The sequence below is a fragment of the Micromonospora sp. NPDC000316 genome, assembly GCF_042898885.1.
Classification (GTDB): Bacteria; Actinomycetota; Actinomycetes; order Mycobacteriales; family Micromonosporaceae; genus Micromonospora.
The window spans coordinates 20,993-45,469 of the sequence record NZ_JBIAZG010000010.1 but is presented as its reverse complement, the minus strand read 5'-3'; the positions used below and the strand labels follow the sequence as shown (position 1 = coordinate 45,469).

Genomic DNA, 24,477 nt, shown 5'->3' with positions numbered 1-24,477 from the left:
GTCACTCCGGGCGTGCGGAATCCCCGCCCGATCCTCGGCGTGGATACCCGTTTGCGTGTTTGGCGACGTTCGCGAGATTGTGGTCGTTCCCCGCTGTGAACCCGACGTGGCCGGTGGTCCCGCCGACCAACGTCGACAGGGGGGCCACCGGCCACTGCGATAACTTCCTAGGACGCCTTGGAGGGTGTGCGACGCGGCACCCGACGACCGGCCGTCGAGCCGCCACGGCGGCCGGGTCGCCGTCGGCCGAGGTGCGACCGACGGCGACCCGTGAGCATGATCAGGAGTACGGGAGCCGGAGCACCGACTGGTTGCCGATGCCCAGGGTGGTGGGGTTGTTGCCGATCGCCGACCAGACCTCCACCCGGACCGTGCCGTTTGCCAGCGCGCCCAACGTGCCGGTGGCCGAGGCCAGGCCGGCGCTCTGGGTGTAGTGCTCGTAGCCGGGAACCGGGTCGGTGGCGAAGTAGCGCAGGGTCTCCACCCGTTCCCAACTGCCGTTGCCGGTCAGGTCGTAGGAGATCCGCACCTGCACGCCGTTGCCGACCGCCGTGCCCGCGTCGAGGAACAGGTCGAACGCGGTCTGCCCGCCGTTGTAGGCGAGGTTGAGGCCGGTCGCCGTGAAGACCCGCGCGTTCGTCGGCGTACCGTCGTGGTTTCCGTTCGCGGCCACGACTGTCGTCGTGGTCGCGCTTCCGGCGGCGCCCAGCCCGCCACCGGCCAGCAGGTACCGGGTCGGAGAGCCCGAGCTGGGCGGCGGCGTGGTCGGGGGAGGCGTCGTCGGCGGCGCCGTGGTGGGCGGTGGCGTCGTCGGCGGCGCCGTGGTGGGCGGGGCCGTGGTGGGCGGCGTCGTCGGGGTGACACCGCCGGAGGCGTTGCCACCACTCCAGGTGTACGCCCCGGTGGTGGCCGTCTTTCCGGCCGCCACGGTGAGCCTGGTGCCGTTGGAGAACGTGACGGTGACCGGGCTCGCGGTCGGGTTCGACGCCACGTAGGTGCGTGAGCCGTTGCGGGAGAAGACCGCGCTCAGGGGATGGTTGCCGGTGACGGTCGTGTCGACGGTGCCCAGCGCCGCGAGGTTGCGGATCCAGTGGAACGTGTGCGCGCGGCTCTCCCCCTCCTCGACCGTGTAGTTGGGGTTGGCGCGTAGGTTCGCCAGCGCCGCGTCACCGTCGCCGAGGGCCTGGAACTGCCAGAGGATGTCCTGCCACACCGTCGGCGGCCCGCCGTTGTTGCGGACCAGTTCGGCGTAGTTGGTGCGCACGTACGCCGGGTTGTTGCCCAGGTAGAGGTGCCCGCCGGTGATCGGCAGCAGGTTGATGCCCTGGATCATCTCGGGCTCGGCGCTGAACCAGGTGGCGTACGCGCCGCCGTCGCCCCAGACCATGCCGACAGTCGAGTGCCCGAACGCGGCGGGGAAGTTCTGGTCGCTGACGTCGAACCAGTACTCCTGGATGGCCGCGGCCTGCGTGGTGTAGAGGAAGACGCCCGCGTCACGGACGGCCGTGTTGCCGGTGACCTGTCCCCACTGGATGAGGGCGCTCGCGAAGTTCATCCCCTCCGATGAGGACTCCTGGTTGTTGCCGGAGCCGAACGAGCCGTGCCCGGAGGCCCAGTCGTGGCCGGCGTAGATGTCGAAGTCCCGCAGGTAGGGGAAACGTGTGTCGTCGCGGCGGTAGTTGTTGGCGTCGCGGATCAGCAGGTCCACCATGCCGCCGTAGCGGCTCGTGGAGGCCCACGACGGGTCGAACTTGGCGAGCGTCGCGGCGGCGGCGATGTAGTAGCCGTAGTGGAAGTGGTGGTCGTTGAGCTCCTGGTCGGAGCCGTACGACGCCGGGTAGCCGATCAGGGTGCCCCAGTTGGCGTCGTAGTAGAAGACCCGGCTGGTCTTGCCGCTGGAGGCGGTGAACCAGTCGGTGAGCGTGCTGCGGATGGCGTTCAGCGCGCTGTCGCGGGTGGCCGTGTCGTTGACCAGGTCGGCGACCTCGGCGAGCCGGGCGGCCCGGCCGAGCCCCTTGCCGGTCCAGTAGGTGTCGTTGCCGCGCTGGTCCATCGGGTTGGCGCGGGCGGCGGCCAGGTGACCGTTGAGCGTCGCCAGGTCGGCGCCGCTGCCGTCGCCGACGGCCGGCAACTCCGGCAGCACGCCCTGGAACTTCATGGCGGTGCGGAACTGGCTGACCCCGGTGAGCACCTTCATCCTGCCCCGCGCCGACGGGTACGTGGGAGTGATCGCCGTGGAGCCGGTGAGCGACTTCCACTGGTGCGGGTAGAGGCTGACCACCGTCTGCGTGGCGGTGCCCTCCCGGGCGGTGGTGGTGAACGCGTACGTGGTGTTCAGCCCGCTCGTCGCCGGGTCGTAGGTGTACGAGACTGTGGTGCCGGTGACGTGGGCGTGCGCGTACCGGCCGTAGGTGGCGGCCAGGTCGGCGCGCTCGGACGCGCTGGAGGTCGGCGGCAGCAGGGCCACCGAGAAGTACCCGCGCCCGGCCAGGCCCGACGAGATCCGGCCGGAGCCGACGCTCCAACTCGCGCCGCTCGGGGCGTACCCCACGTAGTCGTGGCCGTTGACCCGGAACCCGATGGTGGCACCGCTGTTGGACCAGACCTCGGGGTTGCCGCTCGTGCTGATCACCGCGTCGCCGCCGGTGCTCTGGAAGTACGCGAACGGCAGGCCGTGGCCGATTGTGGCCCGCAGGGTGCGGGTGCCGTCGCTCCAGTGTGGGCTGACCGTCCAGTCGGTCCAGCCGTCGACCTTGACCTGGGGTGCGCCGAGCCCGGCGACACCGACCCGGATGTCCTGCACGTACGGGTAGTGGAACTCACCGACGCCGGTGGCGGTGCCGCTGATGGCGGGCGTGGAGTTGGCGGAGAACCCGAGGCCGTCGGTGAACGTGTCGTACGAGATCGGGTGGGCGTGCAGCGGCTCGCTGAAGGAGCAGTCGGTGCGCTTCCACAGCAGCGAGGACCACCAGTCGTTTGTGGGGATGGCGCCGGCGGGTGCGTTGGTGGTGGCGAACTGCCGGGGGTTGCTGGACATCGCGCCGCAGCCGGTGGGGAGCGGGCCGACCGGGGTGGTGGTGTAGCTGCCGGCGCCGACGGGGGCGGCCTCGGCGGCGCGCGTGAGGGGGATCGCGAGGCCGCCGACGGCCAGGACCAGGGCCGTGGTGGCGGCCAGGACCCATCGGCGGTGGGGGACGGGAGGTTTCATGGTGCCTCCATCGCGCGCCGGGTCCGTGCTGGACAGGCGCGTTGCGTCTGAATTGAGGAGAAGGTCGACTGAGAGAGCGCTCTCTCAGTCCGCACGGTAATCGAACGCCGAGATCCGCGTCAATGTGTCAGGCGGGTTGCGTACTCATGTCGTGATTTGCCGCTGTCCGCCCCGCCGTCGGCGTGGTCGCTAGCCGGAGAGCGCGGCGGGATCGTCGAGGTCGGCGACGAGCGCGTCCGGCGCCCGCATCCGCCACGCGTCGGACACCAGCTCGCCGAGACGGTCGACGTCGACGTCGGGCAGGCGCAGCAGCACCAGGGGCAGCCCGTCGTAGCCGGGCGTGGTGAAGAAGAGGCCCGGCTCGCCGAGCAGCAGCGCCTGCTTCTCGGCCTCGTCGCCGACGTACAGCACGGCGATGTCGGTGCGGATCAGGCGAGGCTTCCCCGGGCTGCGCTCGGGATAGGACCAGACGAAGCCCTTGTCGGCCACCCGGAAGTCGAAGCCGTCGCTGTCGACCTCCACCACGTGCGGCAGGGCCAGAGCCAGGCGGCGTACGTCGTCGGCGTCAGCCACCGTGCCCCCTCACCGAGCGTGCGAACCGCATGTGCCGAGGCTACGCGCCCGCGCGCCGCGATCACCGGCTGGTGCGAGGTGGCGACGGCGGCACGCAGCGGTCAGCGACGGGTGCGACGCTTGTCGCCGAGCCGCAGCGTGTTGCAGACGTCGAAGACTCCCGGCACGTCCCAGGCGAGGTCCGCGGCGATCTGTCGGGCGTTCGCGTCGCTCACCAGCCCGGACAGGATGACCACCCGGTTCTGCACGGCAACGCTTATCTGTTGCCGCCGCGTGGTCGAGTCGATGCTCAGCCGCTGCGCGACGAGCGCCTCCAGGCGCCGGTCCGCGCTGCCCGGCTCGGGCGGACCGGCGGCGAACCCGAAGTCGTCGGGCAGCGGCCATGGCATGTGCACGAGAGAGCTCCTTGCTGGTGGATGGGCCCTGATCAGGCGCGGGTGCCCGACACGGACGCGCCCTGCGCCAGGTGGGCGAGCGCGTCGTCGCGACTCTCGAAGATCGGCAGAGCCCCGTCCAGGCGCATGGTGTGCAGGACGGTGCGGATGAACCGCGACGGCGCGGCGAGGCTGAGCGTGGCGCCACGGTCGCGGGCGTCCTGGTGGGCGCGCACGAGCAGGCCGAGGCCCGTCGAGTCGATGAGATGCACGCGGCTCAGGTCGACCACAACGTGTCCACCCATCTCGGCCGCGTGGCGCAGGGCCGAGCGCAGGGTGTCCCCGGAGGCCAGGTCGATGTCCCCGGTGGCCGCGACGACTGTCACATCGTCGAGATGGTCGATGCCGAGGATGCCGCCCGGGCCGTGGTCGCCGCACGCCGCCGTCCCACCACGCGAGGCCGGCAGCAGGCTGCAGTGCGGGCAGCGGTGTGGGCCTGTCGCGAAGGGAGAGCCACTCCAGCCGTGTTCGGAGACAAGCGTCCAGACGACCTCCGCGTCGGGCAGCACGCACGCGGTGGCCCGCAGGGAGTCACCACAGATGTCGCAGATCAGGGTCATCAGGTCGTCGTCGGGGACGACGGTCATGGTGCTGTCCTTCCTACGTCCGTGCCCGGCCGCGGACGATCTCGGTGCGGGCTGAATCGGCGGTGCGAGTTGCGTGTGTCAGGGCTCTGGAGTCGGCGGGGCGGTGCGACCGGTGGTGGCCACGACGAGGACCACGGCGACGCCGGCCACGCCGACCTGCAGGAGCAGTTCCAGGAAGCCGAACCCCTGCGTGGTGACGCCGGCGAGCCGTGCGGCGGTGGAGCCGACGAGCGCGGCGACGACGCCGACGGTCAGGGCTACCCAGAGCGGGACGCTGTGCGGGCCGGGCACGACGCGCCGACCGAGGGGCCCGACGACGAGGCCGACGACGAGGGCGCTTACCAGTCCACTGATGCTCATGTTGCCTCCTGTCGCGGTCGACGGTCAGTGACGCGCAGTTACCGGCGCCCGCCCGTGGGCGATCGGCGACGGCGCCGCCGGCTCGGCGCCGCCGGCCTCCACGTCGATGACGATCGGCAGGACCTGGTCGAGGCGGGCCGTGTGCAGGATGCGCCGGATGCGGGGGTTCGGGTTGCGGACGGTGAGGACCCCATCGGCGCGGATCAGCCGCCGGTGCACGTCGAGCAGCAGCCCGATGGCGGCGGCGTCGATGTGCCGGCACCGTGACAGGTCCACCACGACACGTGCGGGCCGCAGGGCAAGCAGCCGGTCGAACACGGCTCCGGTCTCCGGCAGACCGGCCAGGTCGAATTCGCTGATACACACCTCGACCAGCGGCAGTGTCCACGACGGCGGCGCCGGTGACTCTGTCATGGGCGTACCCCTTTCCCTCGCGGACCTGACCTCCACGACCGTGCCGGGCCGGCTTGGCGATCACCGCGCGGATCCATGACAGTTGCGTGACAAATCCGCCAGCCGGCGGACGCGGTTGGCCCCGCGACGTGCGGCCTGGGGATGATGCCGGTATGACGGCCGTACTGGTGATCGAGGACGACGACCGCATCCGCCTGGCGCTGCTGCTCGCGCTGGAGGAGGAGGGGTACGACGCCGTCGGCGCGGCCACCGCCGAGGAGGGCCTGCGCGCCCAGCGCCGCGATCCGGCCGACTACGTGCTCGTCGACCTGATGCTGCCGGGCCTCGACGGTTTCGAGTGCATCAGGCAGTTGCGCCGCGACGACGACGTGCCGATCGTGGTGGTCAGCGCCCGCGACGAGACCCACGACATCGTGGCCGCTCTCGAAGCCGGGGCTGACGACTACGTGGTCAAGCCGGTGGCGATCAAGGAGTTGACCGCTCGGCTGCGGGCCCTGCGCCGCCGCGCCCGCGCCGCCGTCGCCGAACCGGAACCGGTGCCCGTGCTCGCCTTCGGTGACCTGGAGATCAGCCCCGACGCGGGGGAGGTCCGCCGGGCCGGCCAGCCCGTGCCGGTCACCCGCACCGAGTTCCGGCTGCTGTGCGAGCTCGCCGAGCACGCCGGTCGGGTGCTGTCCCGCCAGCAGTTGCTGCAACGGGTCTGGGGGTACGACCTGGGTGACGAGCGGCTTGTCGACGTGCACGTGGGTCGGCTGCGGCAGAAGATCGAACGGGACCCGGCCACGCCACGACACCTGGTCACCCTGCGGGGTATGGGCTACAAGCTGCAGCGATGAGACTCCACCTCGGACTCCGCACCCGCGTCACCGCCGCGTTCGCCGTCGGGGCGTTCCTGCTTGCCGCGTCGATGGCCCTCGTCTCGTACGAGCTGGTCCGCCGGTCGCTGCTGGAGGAGCGGGAGCGCACGGCCCTGCGCGCCGCCTACTTCGACGCCACAGTCGTGCGCGCCGGGCTCGACACGGGCACGCCCGACGTGGTGGAGGTGCTCCGTTCGCTGGACACCGGCGGCGGCCGGCGGCCCGTGCTGCACCTGGACGGCGAGTGGTACGCCCGCACCGTCGACTCGGGCACCACCACCGCCATCCCCGCCGACCTGCGACGGATCGTCGCCGCCGGGCAGCCGGCGTTGCAGCGCGTACGCCTGGACGGCCAGCCCGCCCTCGTGGTCGGGGTGCCGCTGTCGGCGACGTCGACGTACTTCGAGGTCAACTCCCTGCGCGAGCTGGAGCAGACGTTCCAGGTTCTGGCGCTCGCGCTGACCACCGTCGCGATCATGGTGGCCGGCTCCGGTGCCGCGCTCGGCTGGTATGCCACCCGGCACGGGCTGCGGCCGCTGACGGCTGTCGCCGACGCCGCCGAGAAGATCGCCGCAGGTGACTTCACCGCCCGCCTCGACCCGGCCACGGACCTCGACCTGACCCGCCTGTCGTCGTCGTTCAACCAGATGGTCGACCGGCTCGAGCACCGCATCGAGCGGGATCGCCGCTTCGCCGCCGACGTCAGCCACGAACTGCGCTCACCGCTGCAGACCCTTGCCGCGGCGGCAAGCGTCCTGGCGCGTCGCCGCGAGCACCAGGACGAACGGACGGCTGTCGCCGCCGGGCTCGTGGCCGCCGAGATCGACCGTTTCCAGCGGCTCGTCAACGACCTGATCGACCTGGCCCGCAGCGACCAGCCCGCACACCGGGCCCCCGTGGACGTGGTGGCGTTGGCCCGGGACGCCTGCCGGGCCCTCGACCTGCCCGCCACCCTTGTCCACCTCACTGCCGACGTGCCGGCGACGTGGCAGGTGGAGCGGCGGCGGGTCGCCCAGATCCTGGCGAACCTGCTCGAGAACGCGGTGACCTACGGGGGTGGTCCGGTGATGGTCCGGCTGAGCCGCGACGGCAGTGCCGGTGTCATCGAGGTCGAGGACGACGGCCCCGGAGTGCCGGTCGAGGACCGTGAGGCGATCTTCGACAGGTTCGTGCGGGGGCGCGCCGCGCACACCCGTGGCACCGGGGACGGCGCCGGGCTCGGGCTCGCGCTTGTCGCCCAGCACGCCGCGGCGCACGGCGGCCGCGTCACCCTCAGCGACCGGCCCGGCGGGGGCGCCTGCTTCCGGGTCACACTGGCCGGGAGCCTGCCGTGAACCGCCGTCTTGTCGTCGCGTTGACGCTCACCGCGCTGCTGACCGGCTGCGGCATCCCCACCGACGACGCGGCCCGGCCGGTGAAACCCCCGCGCGGGCCGTTCCTCAGCACGGCGGCACCCACCGACGCCACCACCGCCCCGCCCGGCAGCGCCGTGGAGATCCTCTGCCTGGTCCGCGACAACCGCATCGTCCCCGTGGTCCGGCGCGTGGACCGCCCGCCGACGGTCGAGGAGCACCTGCGGCACCTGCTCGCCGGGCCCACCGCCGTCGAACGGGACGACGACCTGACCAGCGCGCTCGCGGGAGCGGTCACCGCCGCCGGGGCGACGGTGAACGGCGCCCAGGCCCAGATCGCTGTCGACGAACCGGGCCACGACGTCGGCCGCAGCGACGAGGTCCTCGCCTTCGGGCAGATCGTCTGCACCCTGACCAGCCGCGACGACGTCGCCACCGTCACGTTCCTGCGCGACGGCAAGCCCCTGGGCGTGCCCCGCGCCGACGGCTCGCTCACCGAACAACCGCTCACCCGCGCCGACTTCGCTCCACTCATCGTCCCGCTGTGACCTCGGCCGCCTACCGTGCGGCGCGGTCGTACGGCTCATGACAGTTGCGTGACAAATCGGCGTGCGCGCCGATCGCCGGTTTCGCCTGCATCCGACCGGGGGCACAAAGGCGTCCCTGACGCCAACACGTCATGGTCGACACAACTGAGGAAGGTAGGTTCCCGTGGAGATTACGGGCTTCTTCGCCGCCGTCATCATCGGTCTGATCATCGGTGCCCTCGGCCGGCTCGTGGTGCCGGGCAAGCAGAACGTCCCGATCCTGCTCACCCTGGCCATCGGTGTGCTGGCCGCGATCCTGGGCACCGTGGTGGCAGGTGTGTTCGGCGTGGACGACACCGCAGGCATCGACTGGATCGAACTGTTGATCCAGGTCGTGTTCGCGGCGATCGGCGTGGCCATCGTCGCCGGCACGTACGGCCGCCGACGCCCCTGACGGCGTACGCAGGGCGGGCCCACCCTCGCGCGGGGTGGGCCCGCCCTGCGCGTGGTGACGGCGTACGGCCGCCGAAACCGGCTGTGCTTGGATGGGCCTGTGCAGTTCACCGTGACAGACGCGCCGACGCGGGAGCGGTTCGAGGCGCGCGACGAGGCCGGCGGGGTCGCGGGTTTCGTCACCTATCAGCTGACCGGCGCCATCATCGCCTACACCCACACCGAGGTCGATCCGGCCTTCGAGGGCAGGGGTGTCGGGTCGACGCTTGCCCGCGCGGTGATGGACGACGCCCGGGCCAAGCGGCGCACGGTCGTGCCGATCTGCCCGTTCCTCGCCGAGTGGCTGGGCAAGCACCCGGAGTACGACGACATCGTGGTCCGATCCACCCGCAAGATCAAGTAATCGGGTTTCTGTTCCTGAGCCGCCGGTCTCAGGCCTCGGGCAGGAGCGTGGCGGCGAGGGTGCGTGCGGTAGCGGTGAGCGTGGCGATGTCCAGCCCCGTCCGCCCCATGAACACGATGCCCTGCTGAGCGGCGAGCAGTGCGCGTGCCGTCTCGACGGGGTCGACGTCGCGCGACAGGTCACCCTCGGCCTGGGCGCGTACGACACAGTCGGCCACCAGGTTTGTCGTCGCCTCGTAGGTGCGCCGCGCCTCCGCGAGAACGTCGGGGTCGGCGGCGGCCAGCTCGCAGGTGCTGTTGGCCATGAGGCAGCCGCGCCGGGCGGCGCTCGGGTCGCCGACCGGCGCCAGGACGAACGCCCGTAGCGCGTCCAGGGCGCGGGGAGCGGACGCGAGCATCTCGCGCAGGTGGCCGCCGCTGGTGTCGGTGTATTCGCGCAGCGCCCGCAGGAACAGCCGGTGCTTGTCACCGAAGGCGCCGTAGAGGCTGCCCTTGCCCAGCCCGCTGACGCGCATCAGGTCCTCCAGCGAGGTCGCCGCGTAGCCGGCGTCCCAGAACTGGTCGCGGACGGCGCGCAGCACCTGCTCTTCGTCGAACTGTCGTGGCCTGGCCATGTGACGAGCGTAGCAATTATTGACTGCTCGGTCCACCAACCGTATGGTGGACCGAGCAGTCAATAATTCCCCCTCGTACGGAGGACAAACTCATGGCACGGACTCTCCAGGGCAAGGTCGCGCTCGTCACCGGCGGTTCACGCGGTCTCGGCGCGGCCACCGCCCGCGCGCTCGCCGACGACGGCGCGGACGTCGCGATCACCTACGTCGGCTCCGCCGACAAGGCCGCCACCGTCGTCGAAGAGCTGCGGGGCAAGGGTGTACGTGCCCTCGCCCTCCAGAACGACCAGGCGGACAGCTTGCGCGCACCGGGGTTGATCGACGACGTGGTGTCCCAGCTCGGCGGTCTGGACATCCTTGTCAACAACGCTGCCATCTCCATCGAACAGGGCCGAACCGTCGACGACCCGGACGCCGACATCGCCGCTCTGGACCGGATGCACGCCACCAACTACACGGGCGTCATCGCGATCATCCGCGCGGCGGCGAAGGTGCTGCGGGACAACGGACGGATCGTCAACATCGGCTCGGGAATCGGCGCCCGGGTCGGGGTGCCCGGTCTCGCTGACTACGCCGCGACCAAGGCCGGCCTGGTCGGCTACACCAGGGGTGTCGCCCGCGACCTCGCGCCGCGCGGCATCACCGTCAACATGGTGCAGGCCGGGCTCATGCTCACCGGCATGGAGCCACCGAACCCGGAGGTGCTCGAGCGCATGGTGGGCAGCCTCGCGCTCCAACGCGTCAGCGACCCCGCCGAGACCGCTGCGGTCGTCGCCTTCCTCGCCAGCCCCGCAGCCTCCTACGTCACAGGCGCCGTGCTTGACTCCAACGGCGGATACACCGCCTGAGTCCACAGGAGGCCCCACCGATGACAGCCTCGACCTTCCGCGCCCTGCACCACGACCGCGCCCCCGGTGACCCGCTCGTCCTGCCGGGGCCGTGGGACGCGGGCAGCGCCCGGGTGTTCGCCGACGCCGGCTTCCCGGCGCTCGCGACCCCGAGCGCGGGGGTCGCCGCCTCGCTCGGTTACGAGGACGGCGCGACACCGCCGGACGAGATGTTCGCCGCGGTGGCGAGGATCGTCCGGGCGGTCTCCGTGCCGGTCTCCGCCGACGTCGAGGGCGGCTACGGGCTCGCCCCCGCCGAGTTGGTCGAGCGGCTCCTGGAGACCGGCGCGGTCGGCTGCAACCTGGAGGACTCCGACGGGCACGCCACGCTCAAGGACCCGCAGCGGCACGCGGACTGGCTGGCCGAGGTGCGGGCGGCGGCGGGTGACGCGCTCGTCATCAACGCGCGCGTCGACACGTTCCTGGTCGGCACGGGCGACCCGGCGGATGCCGTGGCCCGCGCCCGGCTGTACGTGGCGGCCGGCGCCGACTGCGTGTATCCGATTCTCGCGCCACCGGAGGTGTTCCCCGCGCTGCGGGAGCGCATCGCCGGCCCCATCAACATGGCCGCCGACCCGAGCAGGGAGTCGGTGGCCGAGCTGGCACGGCTGGGCGCCACCCGCATCACCTTCGGCCCTGGAATGCAGCGGTACGCCATGGGCGCGATCGGTGACCGCGCTGCCGAACTCTGCGGCTGAAACAGGGCCGGCCAGCGCCGGCCGGTGTCAGTGGTCGGCGCGGGCGGCCAGGGCGTCCACGAGGCGGCGGGTCGAGCCGGCCAGGTTCCACTGGCCGGCCAGTTCGAGAAGGCGGTCCGGGTCGGCCGGGGCGGTCGGCAGCGCGGTGGGCAGCTCCGGCAGCGGCACGTCCAGGGCGACCCGGACCACCGTCGGCGCGACGGCCAGGTAGTCGCGGGCTGCGGCCAGCTTGGTGCGCAGGCCCGGCGCGAAGGACGAGTCGGAGTCGTCGAGCGCGGCCAGGATGCCGTCGATGCTCCCGTACCGCTCGATGAGCCGCGCGGCGGTCTTCTCGCCGACGCCCGGCACACCGGGCAGGCCGTCGCTGGGATCGCCGCGCAGCGCCGCGAAGTCGGCGTACCTGTCGGCGGGCACGCCGTAGCGGGCGCGCACCGCGGCGTCGTCACAGTCGTCGAGCTTGGCGACGCCGCGCCCGATGTAGAGCAGCCGGACCGGCCGGGTGTCGTCGACGAGCTGGAACAGGTCGCGGTCGCCGGAGACCACCTCGACGGGGCCGGGCTGGGTCACCGACAGCGTGCCGAGCACGTCGTCGGCCTCGTAGCCGGTCGCCCCGACGACTGTGATGCCGATCGCGGCCAGCACCTCCAGGATCATCGGCACCTGCGGGGAGAGCGTGTCCGGGACGACCTCGCCGCCCTGCGGGGCCACCCGGTGCGCCTTGTACGACGGCAGCAGATCGACCCGCCACGCCGGCCGCCAGTCGTAGTCCATGGCGCAGACCATCCGGTCGGCGCCGCGCCCACGGATCAGGGTGGCGAGCATGTCGAGGAAGCCACGGACCGCGTTGACGGGTGTGCCGTCTGCGGTGCGGGCGGCGGACTCCGGAATGCCGAAGTAGGCCCGGAAGTAGAGGCTGGGTGCGTCGATCAGCAGGATCGGGGATCGGTGTGCCACGCCGGACAGCCTGGCACAACCCTCCGACGATCACTGGTACGCCCGGCCGTCAGCGCTGCTCGTCGGGCCGGTAGACGGTCTCCCGGCGGGCCAGGTGCTGCACGACGTAGCTGGTCACCAGCAGCAGGATGGCGGCCAGCACCTCGATCCAGGCAGCCACACCGTCGGCCACGGTGAGGCCGATGACCAGCAGCACCAGGCCGGCGAGCGCGAGGACCCCGGCCCACAACTGCCGGCGACGGCGGGTCGCCGCCCGGCTCGCCCCGTTCGCTGCCACGGTGGTCCCTCCGGTCGCGGCGCCCGGTCGGACGCCCCTTGCCAGGCTATGGCCCGTGACGCCCTCCGACCAGGGAAACCGCGCGCCGGGCCACCGGCCGCCCGGACCCGGCCCGGCTCGGGAACGACGCGTCGATGCCGACTTGTCGGCGCAGCGTCCTGACCAGGCGGTCACCGGCTGGCGACCAGCGCCTCGGTGTGCTGCGGATCGTCCCGGTCGTGGTCGGTGAGGTCACGCAGGTGCCGGACGGGGGAGAGCAGCAGCACCAGAGGCGCGCCCACCACGGCGGCCGCGAACACGAGCAGGGTGACCCGGGCGCCGAGCGGACCGGCCAGCGCCCCGGCCAGGAGTCCGCCCACGGGGATCGCGCCCCAGGAGACGAACCGCACCGTCGCCATCACCCGGGAGAGCAGGTCGGGCGGACTGGCGATCTGCCGGTAGGTCCGGGTGGTCACGCTGAGCACCACCGTGCCGAGGGAGAAGACGATGCTGCCGGCGGCGAATGCGGCGTACGCCAACCAGCCGGTGCCCCACGGGATCACCAAGGCCCCGGCGACGGTGGTGAACCCGGCGGCGATCAGCGCGCGGGCGGTGCCGATCCGTGCCGTGATCCGCGTGGTGAGCGCCGCCCCGACGAGCGCGCCGACCCCCTCGACGGCGAGGAGGACGCCGACCAGGCCAGCAGGGGCGTGCAGGTCGCGGACCAGGTAGAGCGGGTGGAGCGCGAACTGTGCGCCGCAGACGAGGTTAATGGCCGTCGCCGCCCACATGCTTGGACCCATGACCGGGTGGTACGCGACGAAGCGCCAGCCCTCGCGGATCAGCTTGCCGATCGGCGGCCAGCGGTCCGGGACGTCGGCGCGGCTGGCCGGCAGGGTCCGCAGCAGGGCCGCCGACACGACGTAGCCGGTCGCGTCGACCAGCAGCGTGGGCACCGCGCCGAGCGTCTGCACGGCGATCCCGCCGAGGGAGGGGCCGCTGAGCAGCGTGGCGGCGTGAGTGCCGGAGGTGAGGCTGTTGCGCGACTGCAACTGCTCGCGTTCGACGATGCTGGGCAGGAAGGTCGAGTTGGCCACGTCGAAGAGCACGGTGGCGAAGCTGACGACGAGCGCGGTGACCACCAGGTGGGCGACGGTGAGGTGGCCCCACCACCAGGCCAACGGGATCGAGGCCACGGCGACCGCGCGGGCCAGGTCGGCACCCACCTGGACGCCGCGCAGTGGCAGTCGTTGCACGAAGACACCGGCGGGTAGCCCGATCACGATCCACGCGACGTAGCTGGCCGCCGCGATGAGGCCCATCTGGAAGGCGGAGGCGTCGAGGACGGTGAGCGCGGTCAGCGGCAGCGCGACCGCGCCGACCGCCGACCCGACCATGCTGGTCGTGCCGGCGGTCCACCACCGCCAGAACACCCCGGCCCGCTTGTCGACGCGCATCCCCGTCGGCCCCCGTTCGTCGCACCAGTGCGTTCCAATCTGGAACGGACTATAGTCATCTTGCGAGAGGGGAGGTAGGGGTGCGGCGGGAAGATCTGGCCGATGCGGACTGCGGCATCGCGCAGGCGCTCGGCGTCCTGGGGGACTGGTGGACGTTCCTCATCGTGCGGGACGTGGCCGGCGGGACGACCCGCTTCGAGGCGCTCCAGCGCGAGTTGGGTGTGAGCCGACGGGCGCTGACCGAGCGCCTCGCCGCGCTGGTCGAGCATGGCGTGCTGGAGCGTCGCCCGTACTCCCGGCACCCACCGCGCCACGACTACCTGCTCACGCCGAAGGGCGAGGGGCTTCTGCCGGTGCTGATCGCCCTACAAGACTGGGGAACGCGGCATGTGATGGGCAACGGTGAACTGACCGCTACCGCCGACATGGCGTCGGCCGAGGCACGCCGGGTGCGCGACCTGACCGGGCGACGGTTGCCCACGGCCGTCCTGCCGGCCTCCGACGGCCGCCCGGTCGCGCTGGCCGACGCCGAGGCGTGGACCGTCCTCTACCTCTTTCCCGGGGCGTACGCGCCGGGGACGGACGGCTACCCGCCCGGCTGGGCCGCGATTCCCGGCACCCGCGGCTGCACGCTGGAGTCGACCACGTACGCCGACCGGTTCCCGGATTTCCGGGCCGCCGGGGTCCAGGTGCGGGGGATCAGCACCCAGCGTCCGGACCAGTTGGCCGACTTCGCCGCGTACGCGAAGCTGCCGTTCCCGCTGCTGTCCGATCAGGATGGTCTGCTCGCGGCCGGGCTGCTGCTGCCGACCTTCCGCGCCGGTGGGGTGACCCGGTTCAAGCGGCTGACGCTGCTGGTCGACTCGGCGGCGGTGATCAGAGCGGTGCAGTTCCCGGTCACCGATCCGGCCGGATCGGTGGACGAGATGCTCGCCCTGGCCCACGAGCACGCAAGGATCCCCGGCTGACGCTGGGCGTCGACCGGGGACCTTGGGGGCACGTCAGGCCGGGAGGGTCCAGCGCTGGTTGGCGCCGGCGAAGCAGTCCCAGATCTGCAACCGGGTGCCGTCGGCGGAGCTGTTGTCGCTGGCGTCCAGGCACTTGTTGGACTGCGGGTTGCGCAGCGTGCCGTCGGACTGCGCCTGCCACACCTGGGCGCCGGTGCCGTTGCAGTCCCAGAGCTGGATCTTCGCGCCGTTGGCGGTGGAGCCGCTTGTGATGTCGGCGCACTTGCCGAGCGCCCGCAGGGTGCTGTCACCGGCGACCGTCCAGGTCTGCGCGTTGGTGCCGTTGCAGCCCCAGAGTTGGATGGCGGTGCCGTTGGCGGTGCTCGCCGAGGCCACGTCGACGCATTTGCCGGCGATCCCGGTGATCCGGCCGGTGCGGCCGGTCGGCGGCGGGGTGGTGCCGCCCATGATGGTGTCGTACATGGCGCTGACAAGCGAGGTCGAGCCTGTGGTGTCCTGCGACAGTTCCCAGTTCATGACGCCGCCGGCGTTGGCGAGGGCCCACTGGGTCTTGCGCTTGACCGTGGGGATGCCGTTGTAGCACTGCTGTACGCCGCCGACGGTGGTGCAGTCCCGGTTGGCGTTTGCCGGGTCCATGCCGACGAGCGCCGAGTACGTGTAGTAGCCGGGGCGGCTGTAGAACGGGATGCCGAGCACGGCCTTGCTGGCGGGCAGACCGCGGGACTTCCACAGGTTGATGCTGGCGATCGACCAGTCGTAGTTGGCGTGTGGGCTGCCGCCGTCGTACGCCATGATGTTGAGCCAGTCGACCTGGGCGAAGACGGCGGTGGGTACGCCCTGCACGTAGCTGCCCTCGGAGACCACTGCGGCGGTGAGGAGCTTGCCCCTGCTGTGCAGGGCGCTGCCGAGCTGTGTCATGAGCTGGGTGTAGTTGTTGGCCGAGGTGCCCGGGTCGGGGTACTCCCAGTCCATGTCGACACCGTCGAGGTTGTACTGGTTGACGAAGTTGACAAGGTTGTTGACGAAGGCGGTCCGGGTGCCGGAGTTCGCGGCGAGGGCCTCGAAGGCCGAGTCGTTGCCGTCGTTCCAGCCGCCGACAGCGATCGACACCTTGACGTTGTTGGCGTGCCCGAGGGAGACGAGCGAGGAGAGCTTGCTGGGGTTCTCCACCGGGCGCAGGCTGCCGTCGTTGTTGGGCAGCACGAACGCGTAGTTGATGTGGGTGAGCTTGTTGTACTGGACGGTGTTGACGTTGCCGGCCCAGGAGGGCATGTAGCCGACGCTCTTGAAGTTGTTCGGCAGCACCACGGCATGGGCTGCGGTGGGTGCGATGGCGAGGGTGGCGCTGGCGGTGGCCAGTGCGAGCAGGCCGGCGGCGAGGGCGCGGCGCAGTGGTGAGGACATCGGTGGGGCCTTCCCGGGCGGGGGACGACGCCCGCCCGCGCAGGGTTGTCACGGGCGGGAGGTGCGAAAACGCGGGTGTGGCCTCGAGGCAGCCAAATCTTAAAGAGTGTTAACTGTCGGCGTCAATCAACCCCGATGGATTTCCCGCGGTCGACCCCGCGCGGCTTCTGGCGATGCCCAAACGACCGTTAAGCTGACGGGGTGGGAATCGACGAGCTGTACCCGTCCGACCGTCTGATCGCCGCGCAGCGCGCCACCGCCGCCGCCGGTCTGGACGCGCTGCTGCTCACCCCCGGCTCCGACCTGCGCTACCTGACCGGCTACGACGCCCGCGCGGGGGAGCGGCTCACCTGCCTGGTGCTGCCCGCCTCGGGGGAGCCCACGCTCATCGTGCCGACACTTGAACGTCCGGCCGCGGAGGCGTCCCAGGCCACCGGTCTGCGCATCGTCGACCACGCCGACGGCGTCGACCCGTACCCCCTGGTTATCGCCGCCCTCGACGGCCCGCCGGCGGCGGTGGGGGTTGCCGACCGGACGTGGGCCGAGCAGGTCCTGGCGCTGCGCGCGGCGCTGCCCGGCGCCGCGCAGCGGCTCGCCTCCGAGGTGCTGCGCGAGCTGCGCATCCGCAAGTCCCCGGCGGAGGTCGCGGCGCTCGCCGAGGCCGGCGCGGCAATCGACGAGGTTCACCTGCGCATGGGCGAATGGCTGCGGCCCGGGCGCACCGAGGCCGAGGTGGCCGCCGACATCGCCGCCGCGATCCGGGCCGCGGGGCACGTGAGCGTCGACTTCGTCATCGTGGCCGCAGGCCCCAACGGGGCCAGCCCGCACCACGGCACGTCGGACCGGCCGATCGGCGCCGGCGAGCCAGTCGTCGTGGACATCGGCGGGACGATGCCGTCGGGCTACCGCTCGGACTGCACCCGCACCTACGTCGCGGGCGGCCCGGCGCCGGCGGAGTTCCTTGACTACTACGCGGTGCTGCGCGACACCCAGCGCGCCGCCGTGGCGGCCGTGCGGCCGGGGATCACCGGCGCGGCGGCCGACGCCGCGGCCCGGGAACCGATCGCCGCCGCCGGCTACGGCCACGCGTTCCTGCACCGCACCGGCCACGGCATCGGGCTGGACGGTCACGAGGAGCCCTACCTGGTGACCGGCAACGACCGGCCCCTGGAAGCCGGGATGGCGTTCTCCATCGAACCGGGCATCTACCTCGCGGGCCGGCACGGCGCCCGCATCGAGGACATCGTCGTCTGCACAACGGACGGCGTGCAACGGCTCAACACCACCCCCACGGAGCTCATCGCCTTATGACTGTCGACCGGATCCTCCCCACCGACGAGGCCCACGATCTGCTGGACCTCGCCACCGAGCTCGCCGACCGTGAGCTCGCGCCGAAGGCCGCCGGCTTCGAGGAGCGCGCCGAGTTCCCCCGCGACGTGCTGCGCACCATCGGCCGGGCCGGCCTGCTCGGCCTGCCCTACCCCGAGGAGCAGGGTGGGGCCGCCCAGCCGTACGAGGTGTACCTCCAGGTGCTGGAGATCCTCGCCAGCCGGTGGCTCGCGGTCGCCGAGGCGGTAAGCGTGCACACCCTGTCCTGCTATCCGGTGGCGGCCTTCGGCACCGACGAGCAGCGCAAGCTGCTGCCGGACATGCTCGGTGGCGAGCTGCTCGGCGCGTACTGCCTCTCCGAGCCGCAGGGCGGTTCCGACGCGGCGTCGCTGAGCACCCGGGCGGTCCGCGACGGCGACGCGTACGTCGTCTCCGGCACCAAGGCGTGGATCACCCACGCCCGGGTCGCCGACTTCTACAACGTGTTCTGTCGCACCGGAGGGGCCGGCCCGAAGGGGATCTCCTGCCTGCTCGTCGACGCGGGCACGGCCGGCGTCACCCCACAGGCGGCCGAGCGGACGATGGGTCTGCGCTCCTCACCCGTGGCACAGATCGCCTTCGACGAGGCGCGGATCCCGGCCGATCGGCTGATCGGCGGCGAGGGGGTGGGCTTCACGATCGCGATGTCGGCGTTGGATTCCGGCCGGTTGGGCATCGCGGCCTGCGCTGTCGGGCTGGCCCAGGCGGCCCTTGACTACGCGGTCACCTACGCCCGTGAGCGGCAGCAGTTCGGCCGGTCCATCATCGACTTCCAGGGGCTGGGCTTCCTGCTCGCCGACGCGGCGACGCAGATCTCGGCGGCCCGCGCGCTGACCCTCGCGGCGGCCCGGCTGCGCGACGCCGGGCGGCCGTACTCCACCGAGGCCGCCAAGGCCAAGCTCTTCGCCACCGACATGGCGATGCGGGTGACCACCGACGCGGTGCAGGTGCTCGGCGGCGCCGGCTACGTGGCCGATCACCCGGTGGAGCGGTACATGCGCGAGGCGAAGGTGTTGCAGATCGTGGAGGGCACCAATCAGATCCAGCGGATGGTGATCTCCCGGGCGCTGGCGAAGGGCTGAACGGGCTACTGGCGGGTGCGGCGGCTTCCACCGCACCCGCCCGCCGCGACCGGCCGGGCGGGTTTCTCGTCGCCGCCGCGCCGTTTTCCCGGTAGGTTGCTCGCCGTGGAGGAGATCGACCGCGCCATCGTCGCCGCGCTCACCGCTGACGGCCGCCTGTCGTACACCGACCTGGCCGAGAGGGTGGGGCTGTCGGTGTCCGCCGTGCACCAGCGGGTGCGCCGGCTGGAGCAACGCGGGGTGATCAAGGGGTACGCCGCCCGGGTCTCCTTCGAGGCGCTGGACCTGCCGTTGACGGCGTTCGTGGCGATCCGCCCGTTCGACCCGTCGCAGCCGGATGACGCGCCCGAGCGGCTGGCCCACCTGCCCGAGATCGACTCCTGCTACTCGGTGGCGGGGGAGGACTTCTACATGCTGCTGGTGCGGGTGGCCAGCCCGACCGACCTGGAGCGGGTGCTCCAGGAGATCCGCACGTCGGCGAGCGTGACGACGCGGACGACTGTGGTGTTGTCCACCCCGTACGAGAACCGGCCGCCGAAGATCAGCGCTGGGGCACCGAGTCGGTCGCGGTCCCGGGTGCCGGAGGAGCCGGCTGGTTCCACCGAAGGATGACCGGCCGGTCGTGCTCGTGACCGAGCGCGCTTACCGTTGCGGTGTCCAGCCGCAGTAGGCCGCCGGCGGACGGGGGCAGGCCGATCCAGCGGGCGCCGAGCACCCGCAGGCTGTGTGCGTGGCCGACAAGCGCGACGGTGCCGCGGTCGAGCAGTGGGGTGACCCGGGCCAGCACCCGGTCGAGCCGGGCGCCCACCTGGGCGGGGGACTCCCCGCCGGGGCAGCCGTCGGTCCAGATGTTCCAGTGTGGCTCATCGTCGTGGATGTCGACTGTGGTGCGGCCCTCGTACTCGCCGTAGTTCCACTCGCTGAGGTCCTCGTCGACGGCGTCGACGGTGAGCCCGGCGAGCTGCGCGGTGCGCAGCGCCCGCGAGCGGGGACTGGCCAGCACAGTGGTGAACCGCCGGCCGGCCAGGAACGCGGCGAGGGTTCGCGCCTGCCGCTCGCCGTCGGGCGTCAGCTCCAGATCGGTGTACGAGGTGTGTCTGCGGGTGGCGCTCCAGGTGGTCTCGCCGTGCCGGATCAGCAGGAGCTCTCCCATGCGGCAAGTTAACCATCGTGGAAGCTGCGGCACCTGGCTGCCGCAGCTTCACCATCCCACCTATCTTCCTAGGATGCCTTACGGGGTGTGCCGACCGGCACTGCCGGTTTCGGCACCCGGGGAGCGGGCAAGCGGGTGAGGACCGATCGCCAGACCGAGGAGGCGCGATGAGCTTCACCGAGAAGGCACGGAACAAGGTCGAGCAGATGGCCGGCGCCGCGAAGGAGCGGGTCGGCGACATGACCGACAACGAGCGGATGCGTGGCGAGGGCGCCAGCGACAAGAGCGACGCACGCGCCAAGCAGGCCGGTCAGAACATGAAGGACGCGGGTCGCAACGCGAAGGATTCCTTCACGAAGTGACCTGAGTTGTCCACGGGTCCCCGGGCGTGCTGTCGCCCGGGGACCCGTGCGTGCGCTCCGGTTAGGGTCGCGGGGTGACCGTGCTCCGTTCCCTTGTGTTGTTCGTGTTGGCCGCGCTTGCCGAGATCGGCGGGGCCTGGTTGGTCTGGCAGGGCTGGCGGGAGCAGCGCGGCCTGTGGTGGATCGCCGCAGGTGTGGTCGCGCTGGGGTGTTACGGCTTCGTCGCGACGTTCCAGCCGGACGCGAACTTCGGCCGGATCCTGGCCGCGTACGGCGGGGTGTTCGTGGCGGGTTCGTTGGGCTGGGCGATGGTGGTGGACGGTTTCCGCCCGGACCGGTGGGACGTGACAGGCGCGGCGCTCTGCCTGCTCGGCGTCGCGGTGATCATGTACGCGCCGCGTGGCGGTCCGGCGTAGTCGCTGCCACACCATCGGGCCCGAACCAGCGTCGTAGCGCTTCGGTGGGGTCGTCGCCGGCCGTACCGGCCCCAGGCCACGTAGCCGTCGGGTCGGGGGCACCGAATCGCATTCACGTCTGCGATGATCAACGCCGTGATCCGCTCTCGGCTCCGCCCGGTGCTCGGGGCGCTCGTGGTGGCTGCCGCTCTCGGTGCCGCCGGGTGCGCGGCCCCGCCCTCCCGGGCACCGCAGCCGCCGGTCTTCGTCGCTCCGTCGGTCCCGCCGTCACCAGGTGGTGGCACGCCCTCGCCGGCGCTGAGCGGCAGCACGGGAACGCAGCGACCGCCGACTGTCGGCGTGCCGGGTGCGACGCCGACGGGGACCAGGCCGCCGGTGGTCGATCACGGGCCGCGTGTCGGCGACCGGGTCGCGTTGACCTTCGACGCGGACATGACCGACGGGATGCTGCAGAACCTGCGGAGCGGGCGTGTGCGGTCGTACGCCAACCTGCGCATCCTCGACCTGCTGGAACGGGAGCAGGTGCCGGCGACCTTCTTCCTGACCGGCAAGTGGGTGCAGCGGTATCCGGAGGTCACCCGGCGGATCGCCGGCAACCCGCGGTTCGAGTTGGCAAACCACACCTACGGGAATCTGGCGTTCACCGGCGACTGCTATGACCTGCCGAGGGTGGCGGCGAGCGGCATGACCGAGGACGTGGCGAGGACGTTCCGGGTGCTCGAGCCGTACGGGGGTAGGCAGACCCGGTACTTCCGCTTTCCGGGGCTGTGCCATGACAGGGCCGCGCTGGACGCGCTCGCTCCGCTCGGGCTGACGGTGGTCGACGGGGACGTGGTGAGCGGGGATCCGTTCGCCAGGTCGTGGGAGCCGCTGGTGCGCGCGGTGCTCGACACGGTGCGTCCCGGCTCGATTGTGATCATGCATGTGACCGAGGCGAACGCCTCGATGACCGACGAGGCGTTGCCGCACGTCCTGGCCGGGTTGCGGGAGCGGGGTCTGGTGCCGGCGCCGCTGTCGGAGGTCCTGGCCGGAGGTTGAGCGCGCACGACGCCCCCGGAGTGTTCCGGGGGCGTCGGGTGGGTCAGTCGTCGCGGTGGTCGGCCCACCACTGCTGCCCGCTGTCGGGCAGGGTGTCGATCGGGTCGTAGTAGGCGTAGCGCTTGTTGAGCGCTTCCAGGTCTGCCGACTCGATGGAGGTGCGGTAGTTCTTGGTCCAGTAGGAGATGCCGCGGTCGCGGTCGTAGTCGGTGAGCATGTGCACCCAGCGCTTGCCGACGAAGGGCACGTCGCAGACGATCCGTGGGGTGGCGTAGCCGGGCAGGTAGCCCATGATGTCGTGCTGGAGTTGCTGGGCGTGCCAGACGGGGACCCGCCAGTGTTCGGCGTTGGGGATCATGTCGCACATGTAGAAGTAGTACGGCAGGATCCCGGCCTCGCCCTGGAGCGCGAAGCAGAGGTCGAGCAGTTCGGGTGTGGTGGCGTTGACGCCGCGCATGAGGACGCCCTGGTTGCGCACGTCGCGGACGCCGACGTCGAGGGCGGTCTGGGCGGCCTTCGCGACGAGTGGGGTGAGGGACTGGGCGTGGTTGACGTGGGTGTGGATGGCGAGGTTGACGCCACGTCGGGCGGCGGTGCGGGCGACGCGCTCCAGGCCCTGGACGACGTCGGGTTGCAGCCAGTGCTGGGGGAGGCCCATGAGGGCCTTGGTGGCGAGCCGGATGTCGCGGACCGTCTCCAGTTCCAGCAGGCGCATGAGGTACGACTCGAGGTTGCGCCACGGGACGTTTGCCACGTCGCCGCCGGAGACGACGACGTCGCGGACGCCGGGGTGGGCTTTGAGGTAGCTGATGTGCGCGTCGTAGCGGTCGACGGGCTTGAGTGTGAGTTTGAGCTTGTCGACGGCGGGGGTGGAGTTGCCGACGAGGTCCATGCGGGTGCAGTGCCCGCAGTACTGCGGGCAGGTGGAGAGCAGTTCGGCGAGGACCTTCGTGGGGTAGCGGTGGGTGAGCCCTTCGGCGACCCACATGTCGTGCTCGTGGAGGCTGTCGCGGCTGGCGTAGGGGTGTGAGGGCCAGTCGGTGCGGCGGTCGGAGGCGACCGGGATCATGTAGCGGCGGATGGGGTCGGCGAGCAGCGCCTCGGTGGTGAGGGGCGCGAACGGCACCATCGTGTTGATCATTTGTGGTGGTACGAGCATCGACATGGTGGCCAGCGCCTGTTGGTCGGCCTGGAGGTCGGTGTAGAAGCTGTCGTCGATGAGGTCGCCGAAGACGGTGCGGAGCTGCTTGACGTTCTTGACGCAGTTGACGCGCTGCCACTGTGCGGATTCCCACTGGTCGCGGGTGACGTGTCGCCAGCCGGGGAAGCGCGTCCAGTCCGGTTCGACAAGGGGGCGGCGGTGGTATTCGTAGGGCTGCCCGGCGGTCGGTTCGGCGACCGGGGCGTGGCGGGGTTGGGGGACGGTCTCAACCGGTTGGGTCTGGGTCACGGCCCCTCCTCGGTGCTGGGGGTGGTCAACGGGCCCGAAGGCTACTGGAAAATATTCGGTATAGAAACTAGTCTGCCGTAAGTTTTCCCGTTACGCGAGCCTTGACCGGGGCTTCGAGCGGCTGGACAGGGGAGGTCGGCGTGACGTCACCGGTGGGACTGCACCGCGTCGTGGAGCCAGCGGGGGTGCTGCCGCAGGCGGCCTGGCGGCTGGACGCATCGCCGACGATCGCGGCGAACGAGGTGCGGATCCGGGTGCAGCGGCTCAACCTGGACGCGGCGAGCTTCCGGCAGTTGTCGGAGAAGCACGGCGGTGACGGGGACGCCGTGCGCGCCGAGGTCCTGGAGATCATCTCTGCCCGGGGGAAGATGCAGAACCCGGTGACCGGCTCCGGTGGAATGCTGATCGGCACGGTCGAGGAGGCCGGTCGGCGCTCCCCGCTGGGGCTCAAGCCCGGGGAGCGGGTCGCCACGCTCGTGTCACTGACGCTGACGCCGCTTGTGGTGACCGATGGGCTGGCCCGCTGGGACGGGCGCAGCGAGCAGGTGCCGTGCGACGGGTGGGCGATCCTGTTCGCGCGTTCCATCGCCGCGGTGCTGCCCGAGGACGAGGACCCGCAGCTGTCCCTGGCGGTGCTTGACGTGTGCGGGGCGCCGGCGTTGACCACGCGGGTGGTGTCGCGCTACGTCGAGGATCGGCGTCGCGCCGGTGACCCGAGCCCGGTGCGCGTGGCGGTGATCGGTGGGGCGGGTAAGAGTGGGTCGCTGTCGCTCGCGGCGGCGCGGCGCGCGGGTGCGGCGCGTACCGTCGGGGTGGTGCCGGTGGCGGCGGAGCGCGACGCGCTGACGGCCGCCGGTCTGGCCTCGGCTGTGGCGTTGGCCGACGCCCGGGATCCGGTGGGCCTGTCCGTGGCGGTGACCACGGCGCTGGGGGGCCCGGCGGACGTCACTGTGGTGTGCGTGGACGTGCCGGGCTGTGAGCACGGGGCGGTGTTGGCCACGGCTGACGGCGGCACGGTGATCTTCTTCTCGATGGCGACGAGCTTCTCCGCCGCCGCGCTTGGCGCGGAGGGGTTGGCGGCGGACGTGACGATGCTCGTGGGCAACGGGTACGTGCCGGGGCACGCGGAGTTGGCGTTGGGGCTGCTGCGCGCCGAACCGGGGGTGCGTCAGCTCTTCGCGGCGCGGTTGGCGGCAGACTGAG

General features: G+C 71.7%; 28 protein-coding genes. 15 read left to right on the top strand and 13 right to left on the bottom strand.

Annotation, left to right across the window (positions count from 1 at the left end):
• Positions 1-280: 280 nt before the first annotated feature.
• The 6 genes from ACFY2Q_RS19900 to ACFY2Q_RS19875 all read right to left on the bottom strand — a co-directional run bounded on the left by ACFY2Q_RS19900 (position 281) and on the right by ACFY2Q_RS19875 (position 5,576).
• A complete protein-coding gene (locus ACFY2Q_RS19900) occupies positions 281-3,208 on the bottom strand; it encodes a glycosyl hydrolase (RefSeq protein WP_387132236.1) in 2,928 nt (975 codons plus the stop codon).
• A 189-nt stretch (positions 3,209-3,397) separates the two neighbouring features.
• Positions 3,398-3,781 carry an MmcQ/YjbR family DNA-binding protein gene (locus ACFY2Q_RS19895; protein WP_387132233.1) on the bottom strand — a complete coding sequence of 128 codons (384 nt, stop codon included), beginning with the start codon at positions 3,779-3,781 and terminating at the stop codon, positions 3,398-3,400.
• 101 nt (positions 3,782-3,882) lie between these two features.
• The gene (locus ACFY2Q_RS19890) at positions 3,883-4,176 is read right to left on the bottom strand and encodes a BON domain-containing protein (protein WP_387132230.1); all 294 of its coding nucleotides are present in this window, start codon (positions 4,174-4,176) and stop codon (positions 3,883-3,885) included.
• Between the two features lie 32 nt (positions 4,177-4,208).
• A complete protein-coding gene (locus tag ACFY2Q_RS19885) occupies positions 4,209-4,802 on the bottom strand; it encodes an STAS domain-containing protein (RefSeq protein ID WP_387132226.1) in 594 nt (197 codons plus the stop codon).
• A 78-nt stretch (positions 4,803-4,880) separates the two neighbouring features.
• Complete coding sequence (locus ACFY2Q_RS19880; RefSeq protein ID WP_387132223.1) at positions 4,881-5,162, bottom strand: GlsB/YeaQ/YmgE family stress response membrane protein; 282 nt, start codon at positions 5,160-5,162, stop codon at positions 4,881-4,883.
• A gap of 24 nt (positions 5,163-5,186) precedes the next feature.
• Positions 5,187-5,576 carry an STAS domain-containing protein gene (locus ACFY2Q_RS19875; RefSeq protein WP_387132220.1) on the bottom strand — a complete coding sequence of 130 codons (390 nt, stop codon included), beginning with the start codon at positions 5,574-5,576 and terminating at the stop codon, positions 5,187-5,189.
• 152 nt (positions 5,577-5,728) lie between these two features.
• Here ACFY2Q_RS19875 and ACFY2Q_RS19870 point away from each other — a divergent pair, with 152 nt between their 5' ends.
• From ACFY2Q_RS19870 to ACFY2Q_RS19850, 5 genes are all read left to right on the top strand, one after another.
• On the top strand, positions 5,729-6,412 hold the full coding sequence (locus ACFY2Q_RS19870; protein ID WP_387132217.1) for a response regulator transcription factor: 684 nt from the start codon (positions 5,729-5,731) through the stop codon (positions 6,410-6,412).
• Positions 6,409-7,767, top strand: coding sequence for a sensor histidine kinase (locus ACFY2Q_RS19865; protein WP_387132214.1), 1,359 nt, complete (start codon positions 6,409-6,411; stop codon positions 7,765-7,767). The genes ACFY2Q_RS19870 and ACFY2Q_RS19865 overlap by 4 nt, the downstream gene beginning before the upstream one ends.
• Positions 7,764-8,333: a GerMN domain-containing protein gene (locus tag ACFY2Q_RS19860; RefSeq protein ID WP_387132211.1), complete on the top strand. Its 570-nt coding sequence runs from the start codon at positions 7,764-7,766 to the stop codon at positions 8,331-8,333. The genes ACFY2Q_RS19865 and ACFY2Q_RS19860 overlap by 4 nt, the downstream gene beginning before the upstream one ends.
• A 163-nt stretch (positions 8,334-8,496) precedes the next feature.
• Positions 8,497-8,766, top strand: coding sequence for a GlsB/YeaQ/YmgE family stress response membrane protein (locus ACFY2Q_RS19855; protein WP_387132208.1), 270 nt, complete (start codon positions 8,497-8,499; stop codon positions 8,764-8,766).
• A gap of 99 nt (positions 8,767-8,865) precedes the next feature.
• On the top strand, positions 8,866-9,168 hold the full coding sequence (locus ACFY2Q_RS19850; protein ID WP_387132205.1) for a GNAT family N-acetyltransferase: 303 nt from the start codon (positions 8,866-8,868) through the stop codon (positions 9,166-9,168).
• A gap of 28 nt (positions 9,169-9,196) precedes the next feature.
• Here the strand turns inward: ACFY2Q_RS19850 and ACFY2Q_RS19845 are convergent, their stop codons facing one another.
• Entirely contained in the window at positions 9,197-9,781 is a 585-nt protein-coding gene (locus ACFY2Q_RS19845; RefSeq protein WP_387132202.1) for a TetR/AcrR family transcriptional regulator, read from the bottom strand.
• Positions 9,782-9,873: 92 nt separating this feature from the next.
• Here ACFY2Q_RS19845 and ACFY2Q_RS19840 point away from each other — a divergent pair, with 92 nt between their 5' ends.
• Together ACFY2Q_RS19840 and ACFY2Q_RS19835 are read left to right on the top strand one after the other, a co-directional pair.
• Entirely contained in the window at positions 9,874-10,629 is a 756-nt protein-coding gene (locus tag ACFY2Q_RS19840) for an SDR family NAD(P)-dependent oxidoreductase (RefSeq protein WP_387132199.1), read from the top strand.
• A gap of 20 nt (positions 10,630-10,649) precedes the next feature.
• The gene (locus ACFY2Q_RS19835) at positions 10,650-11,366 is read left to right on the top strand and encodes an isocitrate lyase/phosphoenolpyruvate mutase family protein (RefSeq protein ID WP_387132196.1); all 717 of its coding nucleotides are present in this window, start codon (positions 10,650-10,652) and stop codon (positions 11,364-11,366) included.
• 27 nt (positions 11,367-11,393) lie between these two features.
• Here the strand turns inward: ACFY2Q_RS19835 and ACFY2Q_RS19830 are convergent, their stop codons facing one another.
• The 3 genes from ACFY2Q_RS19830 to ACFY2Q_RS19820 form a co-directional block, all read right to left on the bottom strand.
• Complete coding sequence (locus ACFY2Q_RS19830; protein ID WP_387132193.1) at positions 11,394-12,320, bottom strand: 5'-3' exonuclease H3TH domain-containing protein; 927 nt, start codon at positions 12,318-12,320, stop codon at positions 11,394-11,396.
• 49 nt (positions 12,321-12,369) lie between these two features.
• The gene (locus ACFY2Q_RS19825) at positions 12,370-12,597 is read right to left on the bottom strand and encodes a hypothetical protein (protein WP_387132190.1); all 228 of its coding nucleotides are present in this window, start codon (positions 12,595-12,597) and stop codon (positions 12,370-12,372) included.
• Positions 12,598-12,767: 170 nt separating this feature from the next.
• Positions 12,768-14,033, bottom strand: a complete 1,266-nt coding sequence (locus tag ACFY2Q_RS19820) for an MFS transporter (RefSeq protein WP_387132187.1) — start codon at positions 14,031-14,033, stop codon at positions 12,768-12,770.
• A gap of 80 nt (positions 14,034-14,113) precedes the next feature.
• Between ACFY2Q_RS19820 and ACFY2Q_RS19815 the strand changes: the two genes are divergently transcribed.
• Positions 14,114-15,001, top strand: coding sequence for a winged helix-turn-helix transcriptional regulator (locus ACFY2Q_RS19815; protein ID WP_387132184.1), 888 nt, complete (start codon positions 14,114-14,116; stop codon positions 14,999-15,001).
• Positions 15,002-15,034: 33 nt separating this feature from the next.
• On the opposite strand, the gene ACFY2Q_RS19810 is transcribed toward ACFY2Q_RS19815, so the two are convergent.
• A complete protein-coding gene (locus tag ACFY2Q_RS19810) occupies positions 15,035-16,405 on the bottom strand; it encodes a glycosyl hydrolase family 18 protein (protein WP_387132181.1) in 1,371 nt (456 codons plus the stop codon).
• A 201-nt stretch (positions 16,406-16,606) separates the two neighbouring features.
• On the opposite strand from ACFY2Q_RS19810, the gene ACFY2Q_RS19805 reads away from it, so the two are divergent.
• From ACFY2Q_RS19805 to ACFY2Q_RS19795, 3 genes are all read left to right on the top strand, one after another.
• Complete coding sequence (locus ACFY2Q_RS19805) at positions 16,607-17,716, top strand: M24 family metallopeptidase (RefSeq protein WP_387132178.1); 1,110 nt, start codon at positions 16,607-16,609, stop codon at positions 17,714-17,716.
• Positions 17,713-18,855: an acyl-CoA dehydrogenase family protein gene (locus ACFY2Q_RS19800; protein ID WP_387132175.1), complete on the top strand. Its 1,143-nt coding sequence runs from the start codon at positions 17,713-17,715 to the stop codon at positions 18,853-18,855. The genes ACFY2Q_RS19805 and ACFY2Q_RS19800 overlap by 4 nt, the downstream gene beginning before the upstream one ends.
• 105 nt (positions 18,856-18,960) lie before the next feature.
• The gene (locus ACFY2Q_RS19795) at positions 18,961-19,467 is read left to right on the top strand and encodes an Lrp/AsnC family transcriptional regulator (protein ID WP_387132172.1); all 507 of its coding nucleotides are present in this window, start codon (positions 18,961-18,963) and stop codon (positions 19,465-19,467) included.
• On the opposite strand, the gene ACFY2Q_RS19790 is transcribed toward ACFY2Q_RS19795, so the two are convergent.
• Entirely contained in the window at positions 19,397-20,008 is a 612-nt protein-coding gene (locus ACFY2Q_RS19790; protein ID WP_387132169.1) for a histidine phosphatase family protein, read from the bottom strand. The genes ACFY2Q_RS19795 and ACFY2Q_RS19790 overlap by 71 nt on opposite strands.
• A gap of 167 nt (positions 20,009-20,175) precedes the next feature.
• Between ACFY2Q_RS19790 and ACFY2Q_RS19785 the strand changes: the two genes are divergently transcribed.
• The 3 genes from ACFY2Q_RS19785 to ACFY2Q_RS19775 all read left to right on the top strand — a co-directional run bounded on the left by ACFY2Q_RS19785 (position 20,176) and on the right by ACFY2Q_RS19775 (position 21,824).
• Positions 20,176-20,370, top strand: a complete 195-nt coding sequence (locus ACFY2Q_RS19785) for a CsbD family protein (protein ID WP_387132166.1) — start codon at positions 20,176-20,178, stop codon at positions 20,368-20,370.
• A 74-nt stretch (positions 20,371-20,444) separates the two neighbouring features.
• Positions 20,445-20,786: a YnfA family protein gene (locus tag ACFY2Q_RS19780; RefSeq protein WP_387132163.1), complete on the top strand. Its 342-nt coding sequence runs from the start codon at positions 20,445-20,447 to the stop codon at positions 20,784-20,786.
• A 135-nt stretch (positions 20,787-20,921) separates the two neighbouring features.
• Entirely contained in the window at positions 20,922-21,824 is a 903-nt protein-coding gene (locus tag ACFY2Q_RS19775; RefSeq protein ID WP_387132160.1) for a polysaccharide deacetylase family protein, read from the top strand.
• A gap of 43 nt (positions 21,825-21,867) precedes the next feature.
• On the opposite strand, the gene ACFY2Q_RS19770 is transcribed toward ACFY2Q_RS19775, so the two are convergent.
• Complete coding sequence (locus ACFY2Q_RS19770; RefSeq protein WP_387132156.1) at positions 21,868-23,274, bottom strand: KamA family radical SAM protein; 1,407 nt, start codon at positions 23,272-23,274, stop codon at positions 21,868-21,870.
• Between the two features lie 152 nt (positions 23,275-23,426).
• Between ACFY2Q_RS19770 and ACFY2Q_RS19765 the strand changes: the two genes are divergently transcribed.
• Positions 23,427-24,476, top strand: a complete 1,050-nt coding sequence (locus ACFY2Q_RS19765) for a zinc-binding alcohol dehydrogenase (protein WP_387132519.1) — start codon at positions 23,427-23,429, stop codon at positions 24,474-24,476.
• Position 24,477: the final 1 nt, after the last annotated feature.

Coding starts and splice junctions, on each gene's coding strand:
- ACFY2Q_RS19880 (WP_387132223.1), bottom strand. CDS start 5,162: ATGAGCATCAGTGGACTGGTAAGCGCCCTCGTCGTCGGCCTCGTCGTC.
- ACFY2Q_RS19870 (WP_387132217.1), top strand. CDS start 5,729: ATGACGGCCGTACTGGTGATCGAGGACGACGACCGCATCCGCCTGGCG.
- ACFY2Q_RS19790 (WP_387132169.1), bottom strand. CDS start 20,008: ATGGGAGAGCTCCTGCTGATCCGGCACGGCGAGACCACCTGGAGCGCC.
- ACFY2Q_RS19865 (WP_387132214.1), top strand. CDS start 6,409: ATGAGACTCCACCTCGGACTCCGCACCCGCGTCACCGCCGCGTTCGCC.
- ACFY2Q_RS19885 (WP_387132226.1), bottom strand. CDS start 4,802: ATGACCGTCGTCCCCGACGACGACCTGATGACCCTGATCTGCGACATC.
- ACFY2Q_RS19785 (WP_387132166.1), top strand. CDS start 20,176: ATGAGCTTCACCGAGAAGGCACGGAACAAGGTCGAGCAGATGGCCGGC.
- ACFY2Q_RS19900 (WP_387132236.1), bottom strand. CDS start 3,208: ATGAAACCTCCCGTCCCCCACCGCCGATGGGTCCTGGCCGCCACCACG.
- ACFY2Q_RS19810 (WP_387132181.1), bottom strand. CDS start 16,405: ATGTCCTCACCACTGCGCCGCGCCCTCGCCGCCGGCCTGCTCGCACTG.
- ACFY2Q_RS19800 (WP_387132175.1), top strand. CDS start 17,713: ATGACTGTCGACCGGATCCTCCCCACCGACGAGGCCCACGATCTGCTG.
- ACFY2Q_RS19845 (WP_387132202.1), bottom strand. CDS start 9,781: ATGGCCAGGCCACGACAGTTCGACGAAGAGCAGGTGCTGCGCGCCGTC.
- ACFY2Q_RS19835 (WP_387132196.1), top strand. CDS start 10,650: ATGACAGCCTCGACCTTCCGCGCCCTGCACCACGACCGCGCCCCCGGT.
- ACFY2Q_RS19840 (WP_387132199.1), top strand. CDS start 9,874: ATGGCACGGACTCTCCAGGGCAAGGTCGCGCTCGTCACCGGCGGTTCA.
- ACFY2Q_RS19820 (WP_387132187.1), bottom strand. CDS start 14,033: ATGCGCGTCGACAAGCGGGCCGGGGTGTTCTGGCGGTGGTGGACCGCC.
- ACFY2Q_RS19875 (WP_387132220.1), bottom strand. CDS start 5,576: ATGACAGAGTCACCGGCGCCGCCGTCGTGGACACTGCCGCTGGTCGAG.